Source organism: Rhodococcus sp. MH15 (assembly GCF_019266045.1).
GTDB lineage: Bacteria > Actinomycetota > Actinomycetes > Mycobacteriales > Mycobacteriaceae > Rhodococcus_F > Rhodococcus_F qingshengii.
The window spans coordinates 62,569-83,026 of the sequence record NZ_LPNP01000078.1 but is presented as its reverse complement, the minus strand read 5'-3'; the positions used below and the strand labels follow the sequence as shown (position 1 = coordinate 83,026).

20 protein-coding genes and 2 pseudogenes are annotated in these 20,458 nt (G+C 63.8%); 8 read left to right on the top strand and 14 right to left on the bottom strand.

The window, feature by feature from the left end; genetic code table 11:
- Positions 1 to 166: 166 nt before the first annotated feature.
- Positions 167 to 478 (top strand): hypothetical protein, encoded by a 312-nt coding sequence (locus tag ATN37_RS33230; protein ID WP_322943162.1) that lies wholly within the window; start codon positions 167 to 169, stop codon positions 476 to 478.
- Positions 479 to 528: 50 nt separating this feature from the next.
- On the opposite strand, the gene ATN37_RS22365 is transcribed toward ATN37_RS33230, so the two are convergent.
- From ATN37_RS22365 to ATN37_RS32945, 4 genes are all read right to left on the bottom strand, one after another.
- Positions 529 to 1,977: a hypothetical protein gene (locus tag ATN37_RS22365; RefSeq protein WP_058037501.1), complete on the bottom strand. Its 1,449-nt coding sequence runs from the start codon at positions 1,975 to 1,977 to the stop codon at positions 529 to 531.
- 245 nt (positions 1,978 to 2,222) lie between these two features.
- A complete protein-coding gene (locus ATN37_RS22360) occupies positions 2,223 to 2,555 on the bottom strand; it encodes a helix-turn-helix transcriptional regulator (RefSeq protein WP_058037500.1) in 333 nt (110 codons plus the stop codon).
- On the bottom strand, positions 2,552 to 3,106 hold the full coding sequence (locus tag ATN37_RS32950; RefSeq protein ID WP_306300761.1) for a site-specific integrase: 555 nt from the start codon (positions 3,104 to 3,106) through the stop codon (positions 2,552 to 2,554). The genes ATN37_RS22360 and ATN37_RS32950 overlap by 4 nt, the downstream gene beginning before the upstream one ends.
- Entirely contained in the window at positions 3,099 to 3,527 is a 429-nt protein-coding gene (locus ATN37_RS32945) for a hypothetical protein (RefSeq protein WP_374103524.1), read from the bottom strand. The genes ATN37_RS32950 and ATN37_RS32945 overlap by 8 nt, the downstream gene beginning before the upstream one ends.
- Between ATN37_RS32945 and ATN37_RS22350 the strand changes: the two genes are divergently transcribed.
- The 3 genes from ATN37_RS22350 to ATN37_RS22340 all read left to right on the top strand — a co-directional run bounded on the left by ATN37_RS22350 (position 3,411) and on the right by ATN37_RS22340 (position 6,529).
- Positions 3,411 to 4,136 carry an IS5 family transposase gene (locus ATN37_RS22350; RefSeq protein WP_374103523.1) on the top strand — a complete coding sequence of 242 codons (726 nt, stop codon included), beginning with the start codon at positions 3,411 to 3,413 and terminating at the stop codon, positions 4,134 to 4,136. The two genes, ATN37_RS32945 and ATN37_RS22350, sit on opposite strands and share 117 nt — an antisense overlap.
- 94 nt (positions 4,137 to 4,230) lie before the next feature.
- Entirely contained in the window at positions 4,231 to 4,515 is a 285-nt protein-coding gene (locus ATN37_RS22345; RefSeq protein ID WP_058037499.1) for a YciI family protein, read from the top strand.
- 1,258 nt (positions 4,516 to 5,773) lie between these two features.
- A complete protein-coding gene (locus ATN37_RS22340) occupies positions 5,774 to 6,529 on the top strand; it encodes an IclR family transcriptional regulator (protein WP_058037509.1) in 756 nt (251 codons plus the stop codon).
- Positions 6,530 to 6,553: 24 nt separating this feature from the next.
- On the opposite strand, the gene ATN37_RS22335 is transcribed toward ATN37_RS22340, so the two are convergent.
- On the bottom strand, positions 6,554 to 7,486 hold the full coding sequence (locus ATN37_RS22335) for an alpha/beta hydrolase (RefSeq protein WP_058037508.1): 933 nt from the start codon (positions 7,484 to 7,486) through the stop codon (positions 6,554 to 6,556).
- A 228-nt stretch (positions 7,487 to 7,714) separates the two neighbouring features.
- Here ATN37_RS22335 and ATN37_RS22330 point away from each other — a divergent pair, with 228 nt between their 5' ends.
- From ATN37_RS22330 to nudC, 3 genes are all read left to right on the top strand, one after another.
- On the top strand, positions 7,715 to 8,458 hold the full coding sequence (locus ATN37_RS22330) for an alpha/beta fold hydrolase (protein WP_058037498.1): 744 nt from the start codon (positions 7,715 to 7,717) through the stop codon (positions 8,456 to 8,458).
- 69 nt (positions 8,459 to 8,527) lie between these two features.
- Positions 8,528 to 8,830, top strand: a complete 303-nt coding sequence (locus tag ATN37_RS22325) for a Dabb family protein (protein WP_058037497.1) — start codon at positions 8,528 to 8,530, stop codon at positions 8,828 to 8,830.
- A 73-nt stretch (positions 8,831 to 8,903) separates the two neighbouring features.
- A complete protein-coding gene (gene nudC / locus ATN37_RS22320; RefSeq protein WP_058037496.1) occupies positions 8,904 to 9,830 on the top strand; it encodes an NAD(+) diphosphatase in 927 nt (308 codons plus the stop codon).
- A gap of 40 nt (positions 9,831 to 9,870) precedes the next feature.
- On the opposite strand, the gene ATN37_RS22315 is transcribed toward nudC, so the two are convergent.
- From ATN37_RS22315 to ATN37_RS22300, 4 genes and pseudogenes are all read right to left on the bottom strand, one after another.
- Complete coding sequence (locus ATN37_RS22315) at positions 9,871 to 11,697, bottom strand: sigma-54-dependent Fis family transcriptional regulator (protein ID WP_253741221.1); 1,827 nt, start codon at positions 11,695 to 11,697, stop codon at positions 9,871 to 9,873.
- Between the two features lie 90 nt (positions 11,698 to 11,787).
- Positions 11,788 to 12,180: pseudogene (locus ATN37_RS22310) on the bottom strand (acyl-CoA synthetase); the annotation flags it as partial.
- A 59-nt stretch (positions 12,181 to 12,239) separates the two neighbouring features.
- The gene (locus ATN37_RS22305; RefSeq protein ID WP_253741219.1) at positions 12,240 to 12,569 is read right to left on the bottom strand and encodes a recombinase family protein; all 330 of its coding nucleotides are present in this window, start codon (positions 12,567 to 12,569) and stop codon (positions 12,240 to 12,242) included.
- Positions 12,570 to 13,026: 457 nt separating this feature from the next.
- Positions 13,027 to 13,647 carry an ester cyclase gene (locus tag ATN37_RS22300; RefSeq protein WP_374103521.1) on the bottom strand — a complete coding sequence of 207 codons (621 nt, stop codon included), beginning with the start codon at positions 13,645 to 13,647 and terminating at the stop codon, positions 13,027 to 13,029.
- Here ATN37_RS22300 and ATN37_RS22295 point away from each other — a divergent pair.
- On the top strand, positions 13,549 to 13,890 hold the full coding sequence (locus tag ATN37_RS22295; protein ID WP_374103522.1) for a DDE-type integrase/transposase/recombinase: 342 nt from the start codon (positions 13,549 to 13,551) through the stop codon (positions 13,888 to 13,890). The genes ATN37_RS22300 and ATN37_RS22295 overlap by 99 nt on opposite strands.
- 460 nt (positions 13,891 to 14,350) lie before the next feature.
- On the opposite strand, the gene ATN37_RS22290 is transcribed toward ATN37_RS22295, so the two are convergent.
- The 5 genes and pseudogenes from ATN37_RS22290 to ATN37_RS22270 form a co-directional block, all read right to left on the bottom strand.
- A complete protein-coding gene (locus ATN37_RS22290; RefSeq protein WP_253741217.1) occupies positions 14,351 to 16,084 on the bottom strand; it encodes a sigma-54-dependent Fis family transcriptional regulator in 1,734 nt (577 codons plus the stop codon).
- Positions 16,085 to 16,261: 177 nt separating this feature from the next.
- Positions 16,262 to 17,190, bottom strand: a pseudogene (locus ATN37_RS22285) (AMP-binding protein); the annotation flags it as partial.
- Positions 17,191 to 17,283: 93 nt separating this feature from the next.
- The gene (locus tag ATN37_RS22280) at positions 17,284 to 17,595 is read right to left on the bottom strand and encodes an EthD family reductase (RefSeq protein WP_005564687.1); all 312 of its coding nucleotides are present in this window, start codon (positions 17,593 to 17,595) and stop codon (positions 17,284 to 17,286) included.
- Positions 17,596 to 17,711: 116 nt separating this feature from the next.
- Positions 17,712 to 18,773: an alpha/beta fold hydrolase gene (locus ATN37_RS22275; protein ID WP_011600043.1), complete on the bottom strand. Its 1,062-nt coding sequence runs from the start codon at positions 18,771 to 18,773 to the stop codon at positions 17,712 to 17,714.
- A gap of 37 nt (positions 18,774 to 18,810) precedes the next feature.
- On the bottom strand, positions 18,811 to 20,451 hold the full coding sequence (locus ATN37_RS22270; RefSeq protein WP_058037492.1) for an NAD(P)/FAD-dependent oxidoreductase: 1,641 nt from the start codon (positions 20,449 to 20,451) through the stop codon (positions 18,811 to 18,813).
- Between the last annotated feature and the right edge of the window lie 7 nt (positions 20,452 to 20,458).

The window sequence follows — 20,458 nt, the reverse complement described above, 5'->3', positions numbered from 1 at the left end:
CCCACGAAGCAACGACTGAATCTTTGACACCCGAACTCGAAACCGCATAACCTACAACACGACTCGTTGATCACGAACCTGATGGTTCACCGATCCGAAGTACACCACTCCATGGGACGCTATCTGTGGTGTTTCCTCGAAACGAGTGCATAGTCGGTACGAACGCATGCTCGCCGATACGGCTATAGCTGGCCGATCGAGTTACGTTGTCTTGCAGGTACGTCGGTTTCTGTGCTCGAACAGCGGCTGTGACCGACGCACATTTGTCGAGCAGATCGACGGACTGACCAAGGCTTATGCACAACTACTCCGCTGCTGCGCGGAATCCTCGAGAAGATCGAGCTGGCGTTGGCTGGACGAGCTGGATCGAGGTTGGCGTCTGCGCTGGGAGTTTCGGTCGGAGTTCTACTCTGTTGCGGCTGGTCCGAGCGTTGCCAGACCCTCCAACCGGCGTGGTGACGGTGCTCGGTATCGATGACTTCGCGCTGCGAAGGCGACATCGGTATGGGACTTCCGAAAGCCTGGAGTTCAGCCAAACTGAAGGAATTCGGCGCGAACTTGAGGACAGGTCGGGCTCGGGAACCGATGATAGTGCGTGGGTTCGCGGTCAACTGTGGAGATCGTGGTGTTCTGCGGGGCTCTCGAGTAGGTGCCGGGCCGCGGCGGCATAGCGGATCGCGGTGCCCGGATTGAATCCGAACACCGCGGTGAGGTGCAGTGGGTCCGGGCCGTGTGTGAGTGATTCTTCGAGTTGACGATCGACGTGCAGACGATCGAGGGTGGCGGTAAGCCCCCAGAATGCCCGGGTGATCCACACTCTGCCACTGTCACACTCAATCGACCGCCCGCACTTCCAGATCCGACCGGGCACGTGCGCACTGCGGTCACGCGGTTGACCAACAGGTGGGGGTTGGCTGTGTTGGGCCAGTGGGTGCGTCGGTAGCTCAGCCAGTCCGTCAGCGCTCGGTAGGTGAGGTCGTCCAAGGGTCGGGATCGGCCGGCGATGGTCAGCCGACGGTCACCGAGGTCGATGTCGTCGAGCAGCAACTCGCCGACGTCCTTGGTGCGGGCAGCGTGGATGGCGGCCAGGGCGACGGCGAGGCGGGTCGCTGGTGTGATCGCCGCGTCGGTGGCCTCGGCGATTTCGTTGTCGTCCAATGGCAGTATGGCGCGGTAGTTGTTCGGTCCAACACGGATGCGCGTGGTCGGGTCGCGGAAGATGATGCCGTTCTTCCGGCAGTGCCTGAAGAGGGACCGCAGGACGCTGAGCGTGTGTCGACGTTTGTTGCCCTGCAAGGTATTCGCGATTGCGAGGATGTCGTTACGGGTGACTTCCCGTAGATGGTCGTAGTAATGCGACCAGCCGAGCAGGATTGGTCGGATCCTGTTGAGGTAGCCCCACACGGTGTTCGGGTCGCGGGGACGCGTTCGTGGCCCGCCGTCGTGGAGTGTGCGGATCCAGTCCTCGACGTCGCGCCGGATGCCGGGGGTGATGCCGTCGAGTTTGCGCTCCAACCACGTGTCGAACGCCAGCACTCGGTCGTCGTCGAGCAGCTCGAGTTCCTTGAGGATATCCGCGACCCGACCGCGATGACGGACCGCGGAAATCAGCTCGGAGTAGCGGATCTTCTCATCACCGGTATGACCGGACAGCACGACGACCAGCGCCTGGTCGACGCCGGCGATGAGTGCGTGCGACCACCCGCGGGCCTCATCGACATCCTGGACGACGCGGCGGCCGCGAATGAGGGTGGGGTTGGCCAGATCCGCGTCCCTCCGGCGATCGAAACGGGTGTAGTCGCGGCGAATATCGAGCGGAAGTTGGAGTTGGGCCCCGGCCCGTATTGGATCTCGAAGCTCGGCACCCATGAGTGTGGGGCGCAGACCCCGCGTTCCGCGCTTGCCTAATCGTTCTCGTCCGGGGATACGGTAATGGTCGCGATGCATACGGGCGAAGAACAGCTGCTGGTAGCGCACCGCACGCAGAAACGGTTCGGAGACTGCAGTTTTCCCGGCGGCTTTGGCATCGGTGAGTGCCTGCAGCCGGCATAAGCGGCAGTAACCTTCCTTGATCGGGACTGTTCTCCGGCAGGCCGTGCAGCGGCCCGATGGATGCAGGTTGCGGAAGGTGTAGCAGGCTCGGCAACAGTAGCCGGGCAGCACACCCCAGGCGAAGCACTCGAAGCAGCTGGACGCCGGCTTGCCCGGTGAGATCCCGCCCATCAGACTGGCGGCAGCGAGCGACCGTCCCTGCGTTTGGGGACCACCGCGGGCCCGCCGGATGAGGCCGCAACGAGCGGACCCTCATGTTCGTGATCGACTGTGCGAGTGACCTTGTCGGGCTCGGGAATGAGTAGTTCACCGACCTCGCAGCCGAGCACGGTGCAGATGACGTCAAGGTCGGCGAGTTTGATGCTGGCCAACGAGTCGGTCGACCACATGCCCGACATTTTCCCGGCACTGATGGCCAGCCCGTGGTCAGCGAGCATGCGCTGCAGCTCGCTGGCCTTCCAGATTCCGCGGTTCGCGGCGGCCAGCCGCAGGTTCCACTTCATGACAGCAGTCCTTCCAGGCGTCGCTCGGCACGCTGTTGGCCGGCGATCCACGCGTCTTCGATATGGGTGCGGTGCACGTGGACGTACTGCATTGTGGTTGCGATCCAGACGTGACCGAGGGCCTGTTGGATCGCGACCAGATCCATGCCGCCCAGGTAGAGCTGGCTGGCACAGAAGTGTCGCAGCACGTGAGGGGTGAGCCTGTCCGGCCAGTCCGGCAAGTGCCTGACCGCTGCCTCCGCCAAGGCGGCGCGGAGCGTCTCGCTGCTGATCCGGGCAGCCGAGCTGTCGGTGTTCTTGCGTTCGGACGGAAACAACGGCGCACTGGGCCGATCGTGATTATCACCGAAATGTCCCCAGACGTCCTCGACATACCAGCACAGGGTGCGCCCGGCATCGTTGATGAGTGGCACCATCCGCTCTCGTGGCCCGCTACCTCGGGACCCTTTCCCTTTGCGGACATGGAGTTTGCCGAAACGGCCGAGATCCCACTTGATGTTGGCCAAGTCGAGGCTGCGGGTCTTGTTGATGCGGATCCCTACGTCAGCCATCAACCGAGCGGCGGCGAAGTTGCGTGCTGTCGGTGCGAACTTTCGGCAGCTGACCAGATCCTGCCGCCAGCCCGCGAACAACCGATGAACCTGCTCTGCGCTGGGCGGAATCCGCAACGATGCCCGTTGTTGACCGCGAGGGGGTTGATTTCGTCGATCGGGCACTCAGCGATGCGGCCAGGGCGTGGATCTCAACCTTGTGACGCAATTCCAGGAAACAGAAGTATGTCTTGAGTGCCTGCGCGCGGGCCAATCGCGTGTTCTTCGCCGACTGCCGCAACACCTTGCCGAAGTACCCGTCCGCATCAGTAGGCCCCATCTCCCACAAGGGGCGTCCGAGCCATGCCCGCACCTGTTCCAGGTTGGCCACGTCGGCGCGAATCGTGCTGTCCGCCAAGCCGGCAGCCGCTCGAGCGAGCACGAACCCGGACAGCACGTCGGTCTCGAACTCAGCGATCTCCTCCCGACTCGCCAATGGCCGCCGCTCGCGCTACGTGATCGGGCGCGGGTCCAGGGCGGTCGACACCCGCTGCCGTCCGCGGCGATCGTCGACTCCCAGTCGGTGCAGGGCGCCGACACGGTGGCCCGGTCGAGCCGAGGATACGACGCGGGCAAGAAAATCAACGGCCGCAAACGTCATATCGCGGTCGACACCAACGGGCTGCTACTGGCGGTCGTGGTAACCATGGCCGGGATTCAGGACCGCGACGGTGCCATCCGGCTGCTGGCCGCGTTGCGTGCCCGATTCTCGACGATCAGCCTGGTGTGGGCGGACGGCGGCTATGCCGGACGGCTGATAGACTGGTCGAAACGGGTTGTGTCCCTGACGGTTCAGGTCGTCAAGCGCACCGACGATGTTAAAGGGTTCAAGGTTCTTCCCCGGCGTTGGGTAGTCGAGCGAACCTTCGCCTGGATCTGTAAACACCGGCGCTGTGTCCGTGACTACGAGACGCGGCCCGACCATCACGAAGCGATGGTCTACATCGCCATGATCGCCACCATGTCACGCCGACTCGCCCGCACGGCGTGACCTATCCCGGAGTTCTCAGACGCGCTCTCAGGTGCGCACTCGATGTGCATGTTCGGAGCCGTTTCATGTCCTTTCCCCCGCTTGAGGAGTAACCATGGCCTTGTTCGCTGTGATCTGGTCGTATACCACCGATGCCTCGGTCAAAGAGGCTGCGCATGCCGAACACCTGACTTTCGTCAAGGATGCCGCTGCCCGAGGCGTGCTGCAGGAGGCCGGCGCCTGGGCCGACGGCGCCGGAGCCCTACTGGTCTTCCAAGCGGTCAGCGAAGACAACTTGCGTTCTCTGCTTGCGGAGGATCCTTACGTCAAGCAGGGTGTGGTCGTAGAGCAGCACATTTACCAATGGAATCCAGTCATAGGCCCTCTCGTCGGCGTCTAACGCCAATGCGGCACGCTCAGTCCCTGGTGGCTCGTTGTTGAAGTATCTTTACGGTTTGCCTTGGTATGTGCTTGGTCGGCGGTGTGGGTCCAGACGAACGGCGCGCAGCGGGTGTTCCATCCGTTGATGAAGGCGCGGACTTGGTGGTCAGCTCCTTGACGGAGCCGCAGGTCCGCGGTGGATGGCCTGCCGTTCGATTATTCCGACCACACCTCCACCAGGTTCATCCACGATGCCGAGGTGGGCGCGAAATGCACATGATACGAGAATTTTCGGCCAGCCACGCCCAGACTTCGGCCTTCTTGTGGGTGGCGTAGTTGTCCATCACTAGATGCAGCTCCCGCTCCGGGTAGGCGCGGGCGGGGTGTTTGAGGAAGAGAAGGAACTCCCGATGGCGATGTCGCGGTTTGCGCAGCCCGGTGACCCTGCCGGTGGCGATGTCCAGGGCGGCGACTCCCCCGAGGACTCCGTCCAGCGAGGTACCCCCCCAGGGTGGAGGTGCCGTGTCGGGTGTAGTCGTGGGTGCGCTGCCCGGGCGAGCCGATCCGCATCGACAGCATCGGCGCGGTCCGGCCCAGGGCCCGAATCTGCGACTTCTTCGTCCACGCACAGCACGATTTCGTTGTCGGTGGATGCCAGTACAGGCCGACGATGTCGAGCACCCAGCTCCGGATCGGTGGAAAACTTTGAACAGAAGTCAAGCCGTGGCAGTAAAGTTCCGTCTTTCCCCATGCAGGGGATTCTCACTGGCACAGCTTTGTTCGCCGCGCATCTGTGCGGCGCGAAAGATGTGACTCTACCAACGCTCTCGACTTGTTCTGTAGTTCCAGCCACAGTCACAGCTGCCAACCCCGTACCCTTCTCGCTCAACAAATGACGTCGGGACCGGGGCGACGGTCATGCCTGCTGACGAAAGCTGGGTTTCAAAGTCTTTGCGGGAAAGACAGATTGGCCCACGGCTGTCGCATGAGTATGTTACGTAGGTCGTGAGTGGAGCGCGGGTGTGCCGGCGAGATCGCTCGTCTATGCCGTGGAGTGTGATTCGACCATTCACCGGAAAATCAGTGTGGAACTCAGTGACGGCTTGAGTTAGTCCTAGTGTTGGACAGGGATATTCGGTGCCCGCCTGCCATCGACTCCAGGATCGGGCGGCGAGATCGACCATCTGTGCCGCCCACCTCCTCGATCCCGCCAGGTTTGTCGCGCCTCTTCCCTCTCGGCGCAAGCTTCGGATTGCTTATATACGTAAATTTATGTGTTGCAATCAGATGACGCCCTCAATGTTCGAGGCCGCAGTCGCCATCGGACCGTGGACCGCATTGCTGCGATTCTCGAGCTCGTGGCCCGATCCCGCACCGGACTCACCTTGAGTGGGATGGCCAAAGAGCTGGACGCGCCGATTAGTTCGACGCAAGGTCTCGTCAACGGTCTCGTTGCGACGGGTTATCTCGAGGAGCACGAGCGACGGTACTCGCTCGGCAGTGCCCCGTATCTACTCAACCGCCTCGCCGGACGGCAGCCAGTCTCGACGGTCACGCACGCCGACCTCGAAGACGTCCACGCGAGTTCCGGCTTGACGACCGTGCTGTCGATCGCCGTCGGTCCGAACATTTTCTACGTCGACTACTGCTCTTCCGACCCGCGGTTCGCGTACCTCGCTGAGAATTACGTGAGGCGATCGCTCATCCGTACCTCCGGCGGCTGGATACTGCTTGCCGGGATGGAGAAGCGCGACCTCTGGGCGTACATCCAAACTCTGCCCGACGAGGATCGCGACACTGTCGAGCGGTTCTTCGCTGCCCTACCGGAGATCGAACAGACCGGAATCTGCGCCTCCCCTAACGAGTCGACCGACGGCGACGGTGTCTCGGTCGCGGTTCTCGAGAACGGCAAGACCGTCGCCGCCGTCGGTGTCATCGCACCTCATACCGTGATCACGAAGGAGCGCGACAGGTTGGTCGCCCTCTTGGAGCAGGGTGCCCGGAGTTGGTCCGATCGCGGCGTACGACCGTAATGCAGCCGATCCGGGACACCGTGGTCAGTCGGCGAACTGCTTGCCGAGGAATTCGACGACGGCGCCGTGCAGTTCGGCGCTGCGCGGAATGGCGCCGGTCATCCAGTACACGGCATGGACAAGGCCTTCATACAGTTCGACCTGCACGGGGACGCCCTGGTCGGCCAGCCTCCGGCCGTAGTCCACGCCCTCGTCCCGAGTGACCTCGTATTCGTTGAGCAACAGCAGGGTGGAGGGAAGCCCCGACAGATCCGCGGCCTTGGCCGGGGAGGCGTACGGATTCTCGGCGTCTTCCGGGGTGGCCAGGTACTGCTCCCAGAACCAGTCGATGGCTGCCGTGGTGATCAGGTACCCCTCGGCGTTCTCCTCGCGCGACGGGAATCGTGCCGTGCCGTCGATGACCGGATAGATCAATACCTGAGCGCGCAGTGCCGGGGTGCCGGTGTCGCGTGCCCGGAGGGCTGTGACCGCGGCCAGGTTGCCTCCGGCGCTGTCACCCATGACGGCTACGCGCGTGTCGTCGCCACCGAAGTCGGCTGCGTGCTCGACGACCCAGTTCAGTGCCGCGAACGCATCGTCGGGTGCGGCAGGAAACTTGTGCTCGGGAGCCAGCCGGTAACTCAGTGCAGCCACGATGACTTTCGCGTCGGCGGCGAGCGCGCGACATGGCTGCTCGGTGACGTCGAGGCTGCCGGCGACCCAGCCGCCGCCGTGGATGTACACCACGATCGGCAGAGGTGTTTCGGACTCCGGGATGTAGAGACGCACTGCCTGGTCGCCACCGGGGCCGGGGTAGACCGTGTCGACGATACGAGCGACGTCCGCCTTCGGTGCCTGGAGGCCGCTGAAGGACTCGACGACCTCACGGGCTTCAGCAATGCTCATCTGCTCGAACGACTTCAGTCCCTGCTCGTGCAGGGTGTCTATCAAATTCTTGACCGCAGGATCGAGTGCCATGGTGTTCTCCTTCATGTCGTGGGCAGGTCTGTTCAGCCGGCAGGTGGAGCCACCCTATGGGTGCGTTCGGCGCGGGGAGTGTCCGAAAATCACACACGCACCTGCGCCCCCGGGTGTCACGGGCGTGTGTTTCACAATCGGACACGCCGACGCCCTGCGGTTCTAGTTTCATTCGGAGTGATCAACAGACGGCTGGAATTTCAGCGTCGCCGACAGAGAGGAACGCCAGTGAACGCGATTGCAGCGATCGAAGGAAGCGGTGACCATCGGATCCTGGTGTTGCACGGCTGGGCGCTGGACAGCAGCGTATGGCTCACCGCCCGCGCCCGGACGGATCAGTCCCGCTTCACCTACGCGTACCTCGACTTTCCGGGATACGGGGTCAACCGTCCCGAGCCACCGGCCGACGGAATCGACGGGATGGCCGCGGTCGCCCTCGACGCCGCCGATCAGCTCGGATGGTCGACCTTTTCCGTTCTCGGACATTCGATGGGGGGCACCACAGCGCTTCGGGTGGCGACCCTCGCACCTGAACGCGTGACCTCGGTCGTCGCACTGACGCCCGTCTCCCCGGCAGGTACCCCTCTCGACGAGGCGACCTACGGTTCCTTTGCCGGGGCCTGGGCCGACCCGGGTGCAGCCATCCGTGGCGCGCTGGCACCATACATCGACGAGACAGATCTGAAGAACCTCGTCGACCGCAACCGCTCGACGATGGATCAGGCAACGTGGGAGTCCTACCTGAAGAACTGGACGAGTCCCGACTTCCTCGACCGGATTGGCATCTACGAAGGGCCTACCACCCTGATCGTGGGTGAGAGCGACCCGTTCGTCACTGCCGAGTACCTCGGGGACACGTTGGCGGCGTTGAAGAACGGGAACCTGAAGACCATTCGGGGCAAAGCCGGGCACTACCCCATGGTGGAGAACGCTCCGGAGACGGTGGCGTTGTCGGAGCAATCTCTGTACTGATCCGGCCGGGAACGCAACCGGTTCCGACTATGCCACGTTCGAATCACGAATCCAGGGAGGATTCTCACCATGTTGAATCACGTTGTGACGTTCAAATGGAAGCAGGACGTCAGTGACGAGCACATTCAGTCCTTTCATGAAGCTCTGAGCGCGGTCTCGGAGAAGATTCCGGAGGTCGTGGAATACCGTTACGGAAGGGATCTGGCCCTCAAGCCCGGCAGTGGTGACTACGCAATCTCCGCGACCTTCGAAGACGTCCCCGACTTTCGCACATACCTGGCACATCCCGATCATGTGCGCCTCGTCCAGGAATTCATTTCGGTGATGGCCGAATCGTATTCGTCCGTTCAGATCGAATTCGCCTCGCGATAGGCGCGACCGGACCGTCGTTCGTCGAACGACGGTCCGGTCGACAGTGTCGCTCGTTTCCGAAAGTTGTGATCCAGTGGTGAGTGTCGAACACACCGGGCAGGCCCCGTCACGTGGTGCCCTGAGCCGTCCCGTCTCGGTGCGGGACGACGCGGCTGGGTGGGTGGAGGCGTGGCCGGATGCCCGAATGCTTCGCGTGAACGGTCGCGGTCAGGTCCGGCTCGTCGACAGACAACTGATGCTGGAACCGGCCGCCGACCTCTACTCCGAGCCTCCCGCGCGCGCCGTGCTCCTCGGCGTCTGTGGCACGGTGCACGAGTGGGCGGTGCGGGACGAGTTCCTCGCTGACAAGTCCTCTGCGGGAACCGAGGTCGAGGTCGGTGACCTGCGCTCACACGGAGCATTCCTCGATGCTGCTGACGCCGACCGGTATGTCACAGCGTTGGCATTGCTGACGTGGCAGGACGACGCCCATTTCTGCGCGCGGGATGGAGCGCCGACAACGATCACCTCGGGTGGTTGGATGCGCGTGTGCACGGCGTGCGGCCGGGAGGAATATCCGCGTACCGATCCCGCGGTCATTTGTCTGGTGCACGACGGGGCAGACCGAGTACTGCTGGCGCGTCAGGCGAACTGGCCGGCACGGAACTTCTCGACGCTGGCGGGCTTCGTCGAGGCGGGCGAGTCTCTGGAAAGCTGTGTGGCACGGGAAGTTGCGGAGGAGGTCGGTCTCGTCGTCTCCGACGTGGTCTACGTCGGAAGTCAGCCCTGGCCCTTCCCACGCTCCCTCATGCTCGGATTCCATGCCACCGCCGACCCTCGCGACGAGCTCGTCTTCAGGGACGGCGAGATCGGCGACGCTCTCTGGTGCACCCGCGCGGAGGTACGGGAGGCTCTGGCTGCCGGGGATTGGACGAGCTCGGCGGCTGCGCACGTGTTGTTGCCCGGCGCAGTCTCGATTGCCCGGCGCATGCTCGAGGCCTGGGCGCGAGCCGGTGACTGACGCTCTGTCTCGATCGGCACGGTCCCGTCGTCGACTGGCACTACTGCGGAAGGAACCGGCTTCCGTCGATTCCTAGGGCGCGCATTTTGCGGTAGAGGGTGGAGCGAGCTACCCCCAGGCGTTGCGCAGCCAGTAGTTTGTTGCCCTCGGTCTCGACGAGTGCCCTGAGCAACGCGTCGCGCTCCGCCAATTCGAGTGAGGTCGAGGCGTTTCGGCGGCGTAGATCACCGTCGCGGTATCCGTCGGGCAGATGCTGCACTCCGATGTCGGAGCCCATCGACCGCAGGAGCGAGGACGCCAGAACCGATTCGAGCTCTCTGACATTTCCCGGCCAGTCCCGCGCGAGCAGCAGTTGCAAAGCAGTGGGTTGCAGTCGCAGGCCGTTGCGGTCCGGGGAGTGCTTACGTAGTAGGGCGACACTGATGTCGGCGATATCTTCGGACCGATGTCGCAGTGGATCGATCTCGATGCGGCGCATGAAGTGATCGCACAGTCGTCCGGCGGGGCCTTGGCGGATCCCTTCGCCGGCGGTGGCAATGATGTGGGCGCGATGGTCGACGGCCTCGCTGAGGACCGCGCAGACGTTGGAGACCAGTTGTTCCGGCAGGAGATCGAGATGCCGGATGATGAGGGCTCCGTCGACCTTGTTCCAATTGACCAGTCCGGCAATCCACGCGTCGGGGTCGATGGAGGCGGTACCAGCGTCGAACACGGTGAAATGGCCGTCGGCATCCTGCATCCGGTGGAGGGCGCTCGCGGCGAAGAACTTGCCGGCGCCGGGTTCTCCGGTGACGAGCACAGGTGCGTCGATCGCGGCGAGCCGCTCGAGCTCGGTCTGCAGTCGTTTCGTCGACAAACTGCGGCCGGGGATCTTGACAGTCTCCGTGCGTCTTTCGACGGAGGAGGCCGACGCCAATTGACGGGCGTACGACTTCTTCGTATCGCGGGGATGTGGCCGCATCTCGATGATGATGCCCGCCGGCGTTCGGGAGTCTCCGACTCTACGTGCAGTTGCGGAAACCGTGACGTTGTCGGCGAGTCTGACTTCCCCGATGTATTCGTCGCGGCCGGCCAGCATTCGGCATGCCCAATCCCACAAGAGCGCCTGGTCGGACGTGTCGATGATCTGCGCGGCCATCGGAGTGGTCATGATGACATCCTGATTCAAGGACACCACTGCAGAGGAGCCGCGTCGAGAGGCCTGCAGGAAGGACTGGAGAAGCAGTTGCTCGCGATCGGAGGACTCGGCGTAGAGGCGCGACTGAATCTCGCGAACGGCTGATTGCGCCAGGGCGCCCATCAGCGCGTTGGAGTCCGACAGGTTGGAGGTGATGTCGAGTATGCCCTCCACGGTGCGGGTGATCGGATGGATGATAGGGACGCCGACGCACGCCAGGCTCTGCAGCGCCTCACGGAAGTGCTCACCACCGCTGACTTGGAACGGTCGTCGCTCCTCCAACGCGGTGCCGATCCCGTTGGTGCCGGTGTCCTCCTCGGCATAGCGGAAACCGGGTGCGACGTAGGCGCGGTCCAAACGCGCTCGCAACCCTGCGTCGCCCGCCCTGCGGTCGACGATCTGAGCGGCGGAATCGGCCAGCAGGATGGTCGCGGGGGCGTCCTGCAGGTGCAGGACGAGGTTGTCGATCACGGGATCGGCGGCTCTCCTCAACCGGCTGTCGCGATCGACGTCCGGCGTGTAGGGAAGGTCGCCATCGCCGGACGAGACGCCGATAACTTCACACCGCCGCCACGACGCCTCGATCTCGGGTCGGAGGGTGCTCAACGCCTGGCTCTCTCGTGATGGCGCTGATGTCCAGAATCGTTCACGTTCGTTCCATGGCTCGCGGCTCGCCTTGTCGATACTCATAGCCACCTTACATCACTGGTCAGGGGATTTTCTGAGCTGATCCCCCTCGCAATGTAACCTGGCTCACATCTGTGGCAGTGTCCCGTTTTGCTACAGTCCGCCCACTGTCCCGGACCCGGTGGGGATGACTGCAACGTTGTGGTCGCGACCATCGGAGACTGTGCTCGCCGGGTCTGCCGAGGTGGGCCGACCTGTGTTTTCCCGATGTTGTCGTCTGATGTCGGCTTTGTCGATCTTGCCCACCGCAGTCTTGGGGATCTCATCGACTCTCACGAAGCGATCGGGCAGCCAGAACCGGGGGAGCGTCGTCGCCAGGAACGACCGGAGCTCCTCGTCGGTCACGTCGGCGTCCAGCCGGAGCCACGCGAGGGGGCGTTCCTGCCATGTGTCGTCCGGTATGGCGATGACGGCGGCCTCCGAGACAGCAGGATGAAGCACGAGCGCATTCTCGAGGTCCACCGAGGAGATCCATTCCCCACCGCTCACCAGCCCCGTCCCCAGGCAGCTCGCGCGTGCCCCCACACCACCCGTCATGGAGGAAATCACATCCCGAACATGGCACGACCCTCGGCCGTTGCGGTGTCGATGCCCTGCTCGAGGACCGTCAAGCCGACCCCCCGTTCGCGGAGCTCGGCCCCGAGGGTGATCAGATGCGGCACCGAGCGACCGAGTCGATCCAGCCGGGTGATCACCAGGGTGTCGCCCTCGCGCAAGCGCTGCAGCACCCGATCCAACTGCGGCCGTGAGGCTTTGGCCCCGCCGGCGTGATCGATGTGGATGTTCTCGGTGGCCACCCCGGCGCGCCGCAGCGCAGCGACCTGATGGTCGGGGTTCCCGTCCGTCCCGGAAACCCGCGCGTAGCCGAGCAGCATATGTCGACAATAAGCTGAGCCTGCGTCTCTGACGGCGTCCTGCACCGGCGCGACCGCCGGGCCAGCACGTGGCGGGGGACGGCGTTCTGAATGGTGCAGGCGGTGAACACCTGGGCGCATCACAAGCAGTCCGTCACGGGCGCTCAGGAGGGCGCGATTTCGTGTCGCTTCGCTACGTCTAGGTCGGCGGGGGTGCTCACACGATCATGTCCCGGAGCACCGCGGCGGCGTTGGTGAGGTGCAGCTGCACGTCGGCCTGGGTGCCCAGTTGCTCGCGCACGGCGGCTGCTGTCGGTTGGTTGAGGTCGGTCATGCGATCACTCCGTCTGTTGTGAATGACTCGGACGTGTGGTGCCCGCGGCCCGCTGGATAAGCGTTTCGGCAAGAATTGCGGTCGTGGTGGCACGCTCTGCCCGGGGAAGATGACACGTCCCGGACTGAGGGGATGTGCCGCGGCTCAGGAGCGGGTGAAGCGGGATCTGAGTTTGTGCATGCCGACCATGATCTTTTCTGCGGTGCTTCCGGGTTCGGGGACCAGGCCCAGCTGTATGGCGATGTCGTTCATGTTGACGATGATCCGGAGTGTGGCGATTTTGCCGTCGCGGTATTCGTGGATGTCGACGCCGTCGAAATCGATGTGTTTGCCGGTGGCGGGGATGCCAGGTGGGTCGAGCGGGCCCTGGTGGGTGGCGGTCGCCTTCCACCAGTAGGCGGCGCGGGGGCCGTCACCCGCGATATGTGGGCCGGCGATTAATTCGAAGGTCAGGTCGGGGAACGCGCGCCAGCCGTGGTCGAGGAATTCGCGTACGTCGGCTTTGCCGCGCATGGTCTTGGGCCAAGCGGAGTCGTCGTAGACGATGTCGTCGGTGAGCAGCTCGAGGACCTGTGTGGGGTCGTGGGCGTTCCACGCGTTGCCCCAGCGCTCGGCGAACTCGTCCACCCACGCGGGGTCGTTGCGGCCAAGAAGTTCTTCCGTCGCCTGCTCAAAAGGCCTGGAGTATGTGCCGCGGGTACTGTCACCGACAAACTGGCCAGCTACACCGTCGCGCACCGCGAGTTGCTGGGCTCGGTCGAGCATCGCCGCTCGAAGTATCTGAACAATCGAGCCGAGAACTCGCACCAACCGACCCGGCAGCGCGAGCGGGCGATGAAACGGTTCACATCACCCGGGCACGCGCAACGGTTCCTGTCCGCGTTCAGTTCGATCTCACCGCACTTCCGGCCGGGCCGGCACCGGCTCTCGGCGCCCGAATGGCGTACCGAGATGGCCGACCGCTTCGCGGTCTGGCGGGAAGTCACCGCGATCGACGTTGCCGTCTGAAAAGCGAACAACTCGAGGGTGGTCCATAGCATCATCTCAAAAACCAACTGTGCCGCTATACTTTTCAATCAACGTGACAGTGCCATTCAGCGTTATCAGGGCATGTCGGAGTCGTTCATTGGACTGCCCTCGGGAAATCCCGTAGGTGATGAAGATCTGCTCGGCAGGAATGCCCCCGTATGGCACAATGTCTGTGCCAGTTGGATCAACTTCACCCGTGGGTCGGTGACGTCCTTGGCGCGGGCCGCTGCGAGTCGTCTGCAATTGCGGAGGCGCTGGTACTCACGCGTCGAACAGTCCAGCCAGTAATGAGGTCCGGAGGTGTTGGAACTTCGGCTTTCGCCGACTCGTGCTGGCAAAGAGACGGCCTCCGGCGCAGTGGAACCTGTGCGGCTCGACCTGGCATCAAAAGGGGATTCGGACATGGTGGCTTACCTCATGGTGTGACCCGCCAAGGGGATCACACCTGAATGCCGAATGTGTCGATCTTTCGATAGAGCGACGACCGGGCGATCCCCAGCGATTTCGCCGCCGCCACGCGATTGCCGCCACATTCACGGAGCGCCACCACGATGGCATCACGTTCGGCGCTCTCCATCGCCGTCATCGTCCGCCGAGGCGCCGAACTGAGTGCGGGTGGCAGATCGACTGCGGTGATCACCCCCGCCGGCTTGGCGTGCAGAGCGTGCTTGAGCGTGTCCACCAACTCGGCGATGTTTCCCGGCCAGTGGTATTTCTTCAGCACCCGTAACACGTCGTCGGGGATGTCGGCGTCGCGGTGAGGTGCGAGCTGCCCCAAGCACATTCGAATGATTGCCGGAATGTCGTCGGGATGGTGTCGCAACGCGGGGACATCGATTGTCGTGGTGAAGTTGCGAGCAAGGGCGGAGTGAAGGAGCCGATCTCCATCGGTGGACGAGGTGGCAATGATCCACCGCGCCGGATAGCCGCGCTGATCGGCGGACACCACATCGGAGACGGCCTGGTCCAGGCGGGCGTCGAGCACGTCGATATCGCGGAGAACGACGGTGGTGGCGGCGGAATCCAGCGCGTTTCTCAGGCGTTCCTCGACGGATTCCACGGGGTGACAGTCCACGACGGCAATCGGAGCTTGTGGGTTCTTGTACAGATGTGCCCCGCGCGCAAGGGTGAGCCGGCCGCTTCCACCTTCTCCCCGCAGGATCGTGTTGGCATCGGTGGATGCCAGGGAGATCAGCTCCCTGCTGCACCGGGTCCATTGCGGTGAGGATCCGGTCGATCCGGGCAGCGCAGGAAGGCTGCGGTGGTGCGTGGTCGAGGACCTGGTGTGCGGCGGCCGTTCGACTTCGAGGATCACTCCCGCGACCTCGGCACCATCCTCGATGATGTTGCGCTTGACCGTGATGGTGCCGCCCGAGGGGAGGTGAAGGGCGAGCTGGGTGATCCGCGAGGGGCCGAGCAGCGAATGTGCTTCCTCGCGGAGGAACGCCTCGTCGATCGGATCGAGCAGGCGAGAACCGATGGTGTTCGACATGAAGACGCCGCAGCTCAGTGAGTACACAGCGACCTGTCGACGTCGACAGGCTGCGAGGAACTCTCCCAGCACGAGCTGTTGTTTCGCCGATCCTGTCGAACGCAGTGCCGACTCGACGTCCCGTGCAGCCCCGAGCGCGAGTTGACGCATCAGCGGGTTCGCCTCTCGGGCGAGACCGCTGATATCGATCAATCCTTCGACACGTCCGAGGATCGGATTGTGGATGGGCGCGCCGGCGCAGGTGAAATCGTGGATTGCCTCGTGAAAGTGCTCGCGGCCGTCGACGTAGACGGCCATGCCGGTCTCGAGGGCGGTGCCGACGCCATTGGTGCCGATGAGTTTCTCGGAGTAGTTGAACCCTGGCGCGAAATAGACGCTGTCGAGCTTGGCGGCAAGGACAGGATCATTGTCGCGCCGCAACATGACTTGGGCATGCTCGTCGGTCAGCGCGACGCTGAGTGACATTCCGGACAGGTCGTCGTGCAGGCGATCGAGGATCGGTGAGGCGCATTGCACCAGCCGGCGACGCAGGTCGAGGTCTTCGACGAACTGGAGACGAGGAGGGCTCGAACCGTCCGGCACCACGCCCGCCTGACGAGATCGCTGCCACGACTGGGCGATGAAGCTGGAGACCTCGTCCGTTGCGGACAGGGATGAAGCGGGGCGACGATCGGTAGTCACTCGCCGCCGCCTAGGGTCGCTGTCCATCAAATCTCCGTCCTGGTGTCTCCGACGCACCCCACTACTGTGTCGCAGGTCACTTTCCCTGAGTGTCCCAGAATAGGACATCGGAAACCTGCGTCGACCCGCGACCGACCGTCCGGGCGGATGCCGGCACTGCGGATTCGCAGCGCCGAGCTATTCGCCGCGGAGCGCCGGTCTCAGCGCGTCGAGCACCGCAGGGTCCTCGATGGTGAGGGGACCGGCTCGTCGTGGCCGTCGGCGATGGCCCGCATCGACTTGCGGAGGATCTTGCCCGACCGCGTTTTCGGCAGTGCCTCCACGATGGTCACCTGCCGGAAGGCTGCCACGGCGCCGATGTCTCGACGCATCGCGGCGATCAACTCGCCCTGCAGCGTGTCGTGATCGATGTCGATTCCATCTTTGAGCACCACGAACCCGCGCGGCAGTTGACCCTTCAACCGGTCGGCCACGCCGATCACCGCGCACTCGGCCACCGCCGGGTGCGCCGCCAGCACCGCCTTCATCAACCCAGGGGAGAGCCGGTGCCCAGCGACGTTGATCACGTCGTCGGTACGTCCCATCACGAACAGGTAGCCGTCCTCATCGAGGTATCCGCCGTCACCGGTGAGGTAGTAGCCAGGGAACCGCGTCAGGTAGGACGCGACATACCGTTCGTCGGCGCCCCACAGGGTGGGCAAGGTGCCCGGCGGCATCGGCAGCTTCAGGCAGACCGCGCCTTCCTGACCGGGCCCCATCTCGCTGCCGTCCTCGTCCAGAATCCGCACGTCGTACCCGGGCACCGGCACCGACGGCGAACCGGCCTTGATCGGCATCGGTTCCAACCCGCGCAGGTTCGCCGCGATCGGCCATCCGGTCTCGGTCTGCCACCAGTGGTCGACCACCGGTACACCCAACTTGGCCTGCGCCCACCGGTAGGTCTCCGGGTCCAGCCGCTCACCGGCCAGGAACAACGACCGGAACTTCGACAGATCGTAGTGCGCCACCTTGGCCGCCTCGGGATCCACCTTTCTGACCGCGCGCAGCGCGGTAGGGGCGGTGAACAGGGCTTTCGCTCCGTATTCGGAAATGACCCGCCAGAGAGCGGACATTGCGTGTGACGGGTGGTTGGCGGAGCCACCGAACGGCGCATCCCGGACCGCGGGGCGTTCACGGTCCGGGATGTGCGCGGCCTCAGGTCAGGCGGAGGGGATGAAGTCGTCGGTGACGAACAGGGTGGCTCCGCCGGTGGCGAAGTTTCCGATGTCGGCGGCGGCGGCCTGCCCTTCGGGTGAGGCGAGTCCGTCGTCGAGTGCCTGCCGGGAGTCGAAGCTCAAGACGGCAACGAGGTGGTAGGGCGCCTGCGACTGGTCGAGGGCGCTGACCTTGCCGGCGTGCCAGGTGCGAACACCGGGGATCTTGTCGGCCAGTGGGCGATGGGTGGTGCTGTAGTACTGGTCGAAGGACGCGGGTTCGTCCGGGTGGCCGTAACAGACGATCAGATGATGCATCGATTTTCTCCGAAAGGGTTGTCAGACAGCAGGATTATTGGACTCGGGCGACCGGGTGGTTCGCGGCGGATGAGCTGGCTGTGTCGATCAAGCTCGACGCCGCGCCCGGCCCGGCTTCAGACCTCGATGTCGAGGAGGTCCCCGAGGTGCCGGTCGATCTGGGGCATGTAGGTCGGTGAAACACCGAACAGACCCAAGTGACCAAGGGTGTCCTCGACGACCCGCAGTTCGCTGTTCTTGATCAATTCCTGCTCCGGGACACAGTCCCGGACCGGGAACAGTTGATCCTCGTCGATGGGCATGACGAAGGTCTTGGCGGTGATGCGGCCGAGTGCTGCCGCCAGGTCACCGCCGGTATGGCGGGCGACGTCACCGCGCTGCCACGCCCACGACTGCGTGAGGAGCGCGTTGGGGTCCATCGCAGTGAAGTAGGGCTCGAGGAATCCGCTCAGGAACGCCTCCTTGGAGTCGAACTCCATCGCCCGCCACACCTCATGCTTCCAGAACTCGGTGGAGAATCCGACGATGGCCCAGATGTGGGCCTGCCGGATGAGCCCGTCGACGACCTGTTCGTTGGAGGTGTATTCCCCGCCGTTCCAGCCCGGACTCGACTGGATCGCTTCGCGCATCGCCTCGGCGATGAGGAAGTCGCCCGGCGTGTTCTGTGCTGTGCCCGCAATCGGCGCGGCGCGCAGCACCTTGTCGGGGAAGCGCACCGCCCACTCGTAGGTCTGCTGGGCGCCCATCGACCCGCCGGTCACCAGGGCGAGGCGTTCGATGCCGAAGTGCTCACGCAGCAGTCGCTCCTGCGCGACCACGTTGTCGCCGATGCGGACGTGCGGGAACTTCGACATCGCAATACCGGCGTTGGCGCCGGCGGCATTATGTGGGGAGACCGACAGCCCGCTGCCGATCTGGTCGATGCAGACGATGAAGTATTTCTCCGGGTTGAGCGCGTGGTCGGGGCCGATGTAGACATCCCGCCAGATCTGGTGTGTACCCGAATACCACGTCGGGATGAGGATCGCGTTGTCCTTGGCCTCGTTCAATACGCCGAAGGTTGCCACCGCCAGCTGGCAGTCGGGGATGGAACCGCCTTCCTCCAAGTCGAGTTGTCCGATGCCGATCAGTTCGTAATCGCCATGAAATTCGTTTGTGTAGTACGGGTTCTCGATCATTGTCGTCCTCCTTTGGGCCGATGAAGTGGATGTCGGATCAGCTCAGTTGAAAACCCTTGTACCCGGCGGCCGCTGCGGCGAGGGTCTTCTCCCGATAGGTGCCGACTCCGCCGATGTAGGACAACACTCGCCGAGGCTTGCCGGGGACGTTGGCGCCGTTGTACCAAGAGTCGGTTTTCGAGACCAGCGTGGCGTTCGCGGTCTCGTCGTGATGGGCGACCCACTCGTCTTCACCGGCCAGCGTCGGCTCGATGACGGTGTGGTCGTGCGCCCGCATGTACCGGATGCATTCGGCGATCCACTCGGTCTGTTGCTGCAGGCAGGTGGTCATATTGCACAGTGCCGCGGAAGGCGCCAGAGGGGCACCGGTCGTGAGCATGTTGGGGTAGCCGTGCACCATCAAGCCCATGGTCGTGCGGATGTCGCGATTCCAGTCGTCCTTCAGTGCCCGGCCGCCGCGCCCGCGGATGTCGATCCGCGTCAAAGATCCGGTGCCGGCGTCGAAGCCCGTGGCCATGACGATGACGTCGACCTCGTGCAGCGTTCCGTCGGCCAGGACCAAGCCCTGGGGCACGATCCGGGTGATCGGGTTGTCGCGGACTCCGATGGCCTCGACGTTCGGCCGGTGATAGGTCTCGAGGTAGTTCGTTTCCAACGGCACACGATGTGTTCCGAAGCCGTAGTCGGTGGGGATGAGCAGGTCGCACAGGCGGGGATCCTGGAGCCGTGCGCGCATCTTGCGTCGAACGAACTCCGAGATCTCTTCGCTGATCTCCTCGTCGTAGAACATCTCACCGAACGAGGCGAGCCACAGCTTCAACGAGCCGTTCTCGTAGATCTCCTCGAGTACATCGTTGCGCTGCTCCGGTGTCAGATCCGCCCACACGTGCTCGAAGTCGTACTCGAAGCCGCTGAACGTATTCGGCAATGTTTCTTTCAGCTCGGCGAACCGGCTCTTGTACGCCGCCACGTCCGACTCGTCGAAGGTGGGGTTCTTCATCGGGAGGGCGTACTGAGGTGTGCGGATGAAGACCTTCAGATGTTCGACCTTGTCGGCCACGGTCTGGATCACCTGGATGCCGGTGGCACCGACGCCGATGACGGCGACACGTTTGCCGTCGAGATCGGCGCCCTCTTTCGGCCAGCGGGAGGTGTGGAAGATCGGCCCGCTGAATTCTTCCTGGCCCTCGAACACGTACGACATCGGAGCCGAGAGCATTCCGCTGCAGGTGACCAGGAACCGGGTGGTGATCGTCTCGCCGCGATCGGTCCGCACGATCCACTTGTCGGCCCGCTCGTCGTAGTGCGCACTGGTGATCATGGTGGACAGTTGGATGTCGCGGCGAAGGTCGAGGGTGTCTGCGACGTAATGCATCCAGCGCTCGATCTCCGGTTGGCCGGGGAAACGCTGGCTCCAACTCCAGTTCTTGTACAGCTCTTCCGAGAACAGGTACTGGTAGATGTACGCCTCGGAATCGAAGCGCGCACCGGGATAGCGGTTCCAGTACCACGTGCCGCCGACGTCGCCGGCGGTGTCGTAGGCCCGCACTCGCAGACCCTGTTCGCGGAGCTGGTGCAGCTGGTACAGACCGGCAACCCCCGCGCCGATGATCAGCGCATCCAGTTCGAGCGATTCCGTTGCCGAAGTTTCCGTGGGCGCAGAAGCCGTAGTCGACATCTCATAC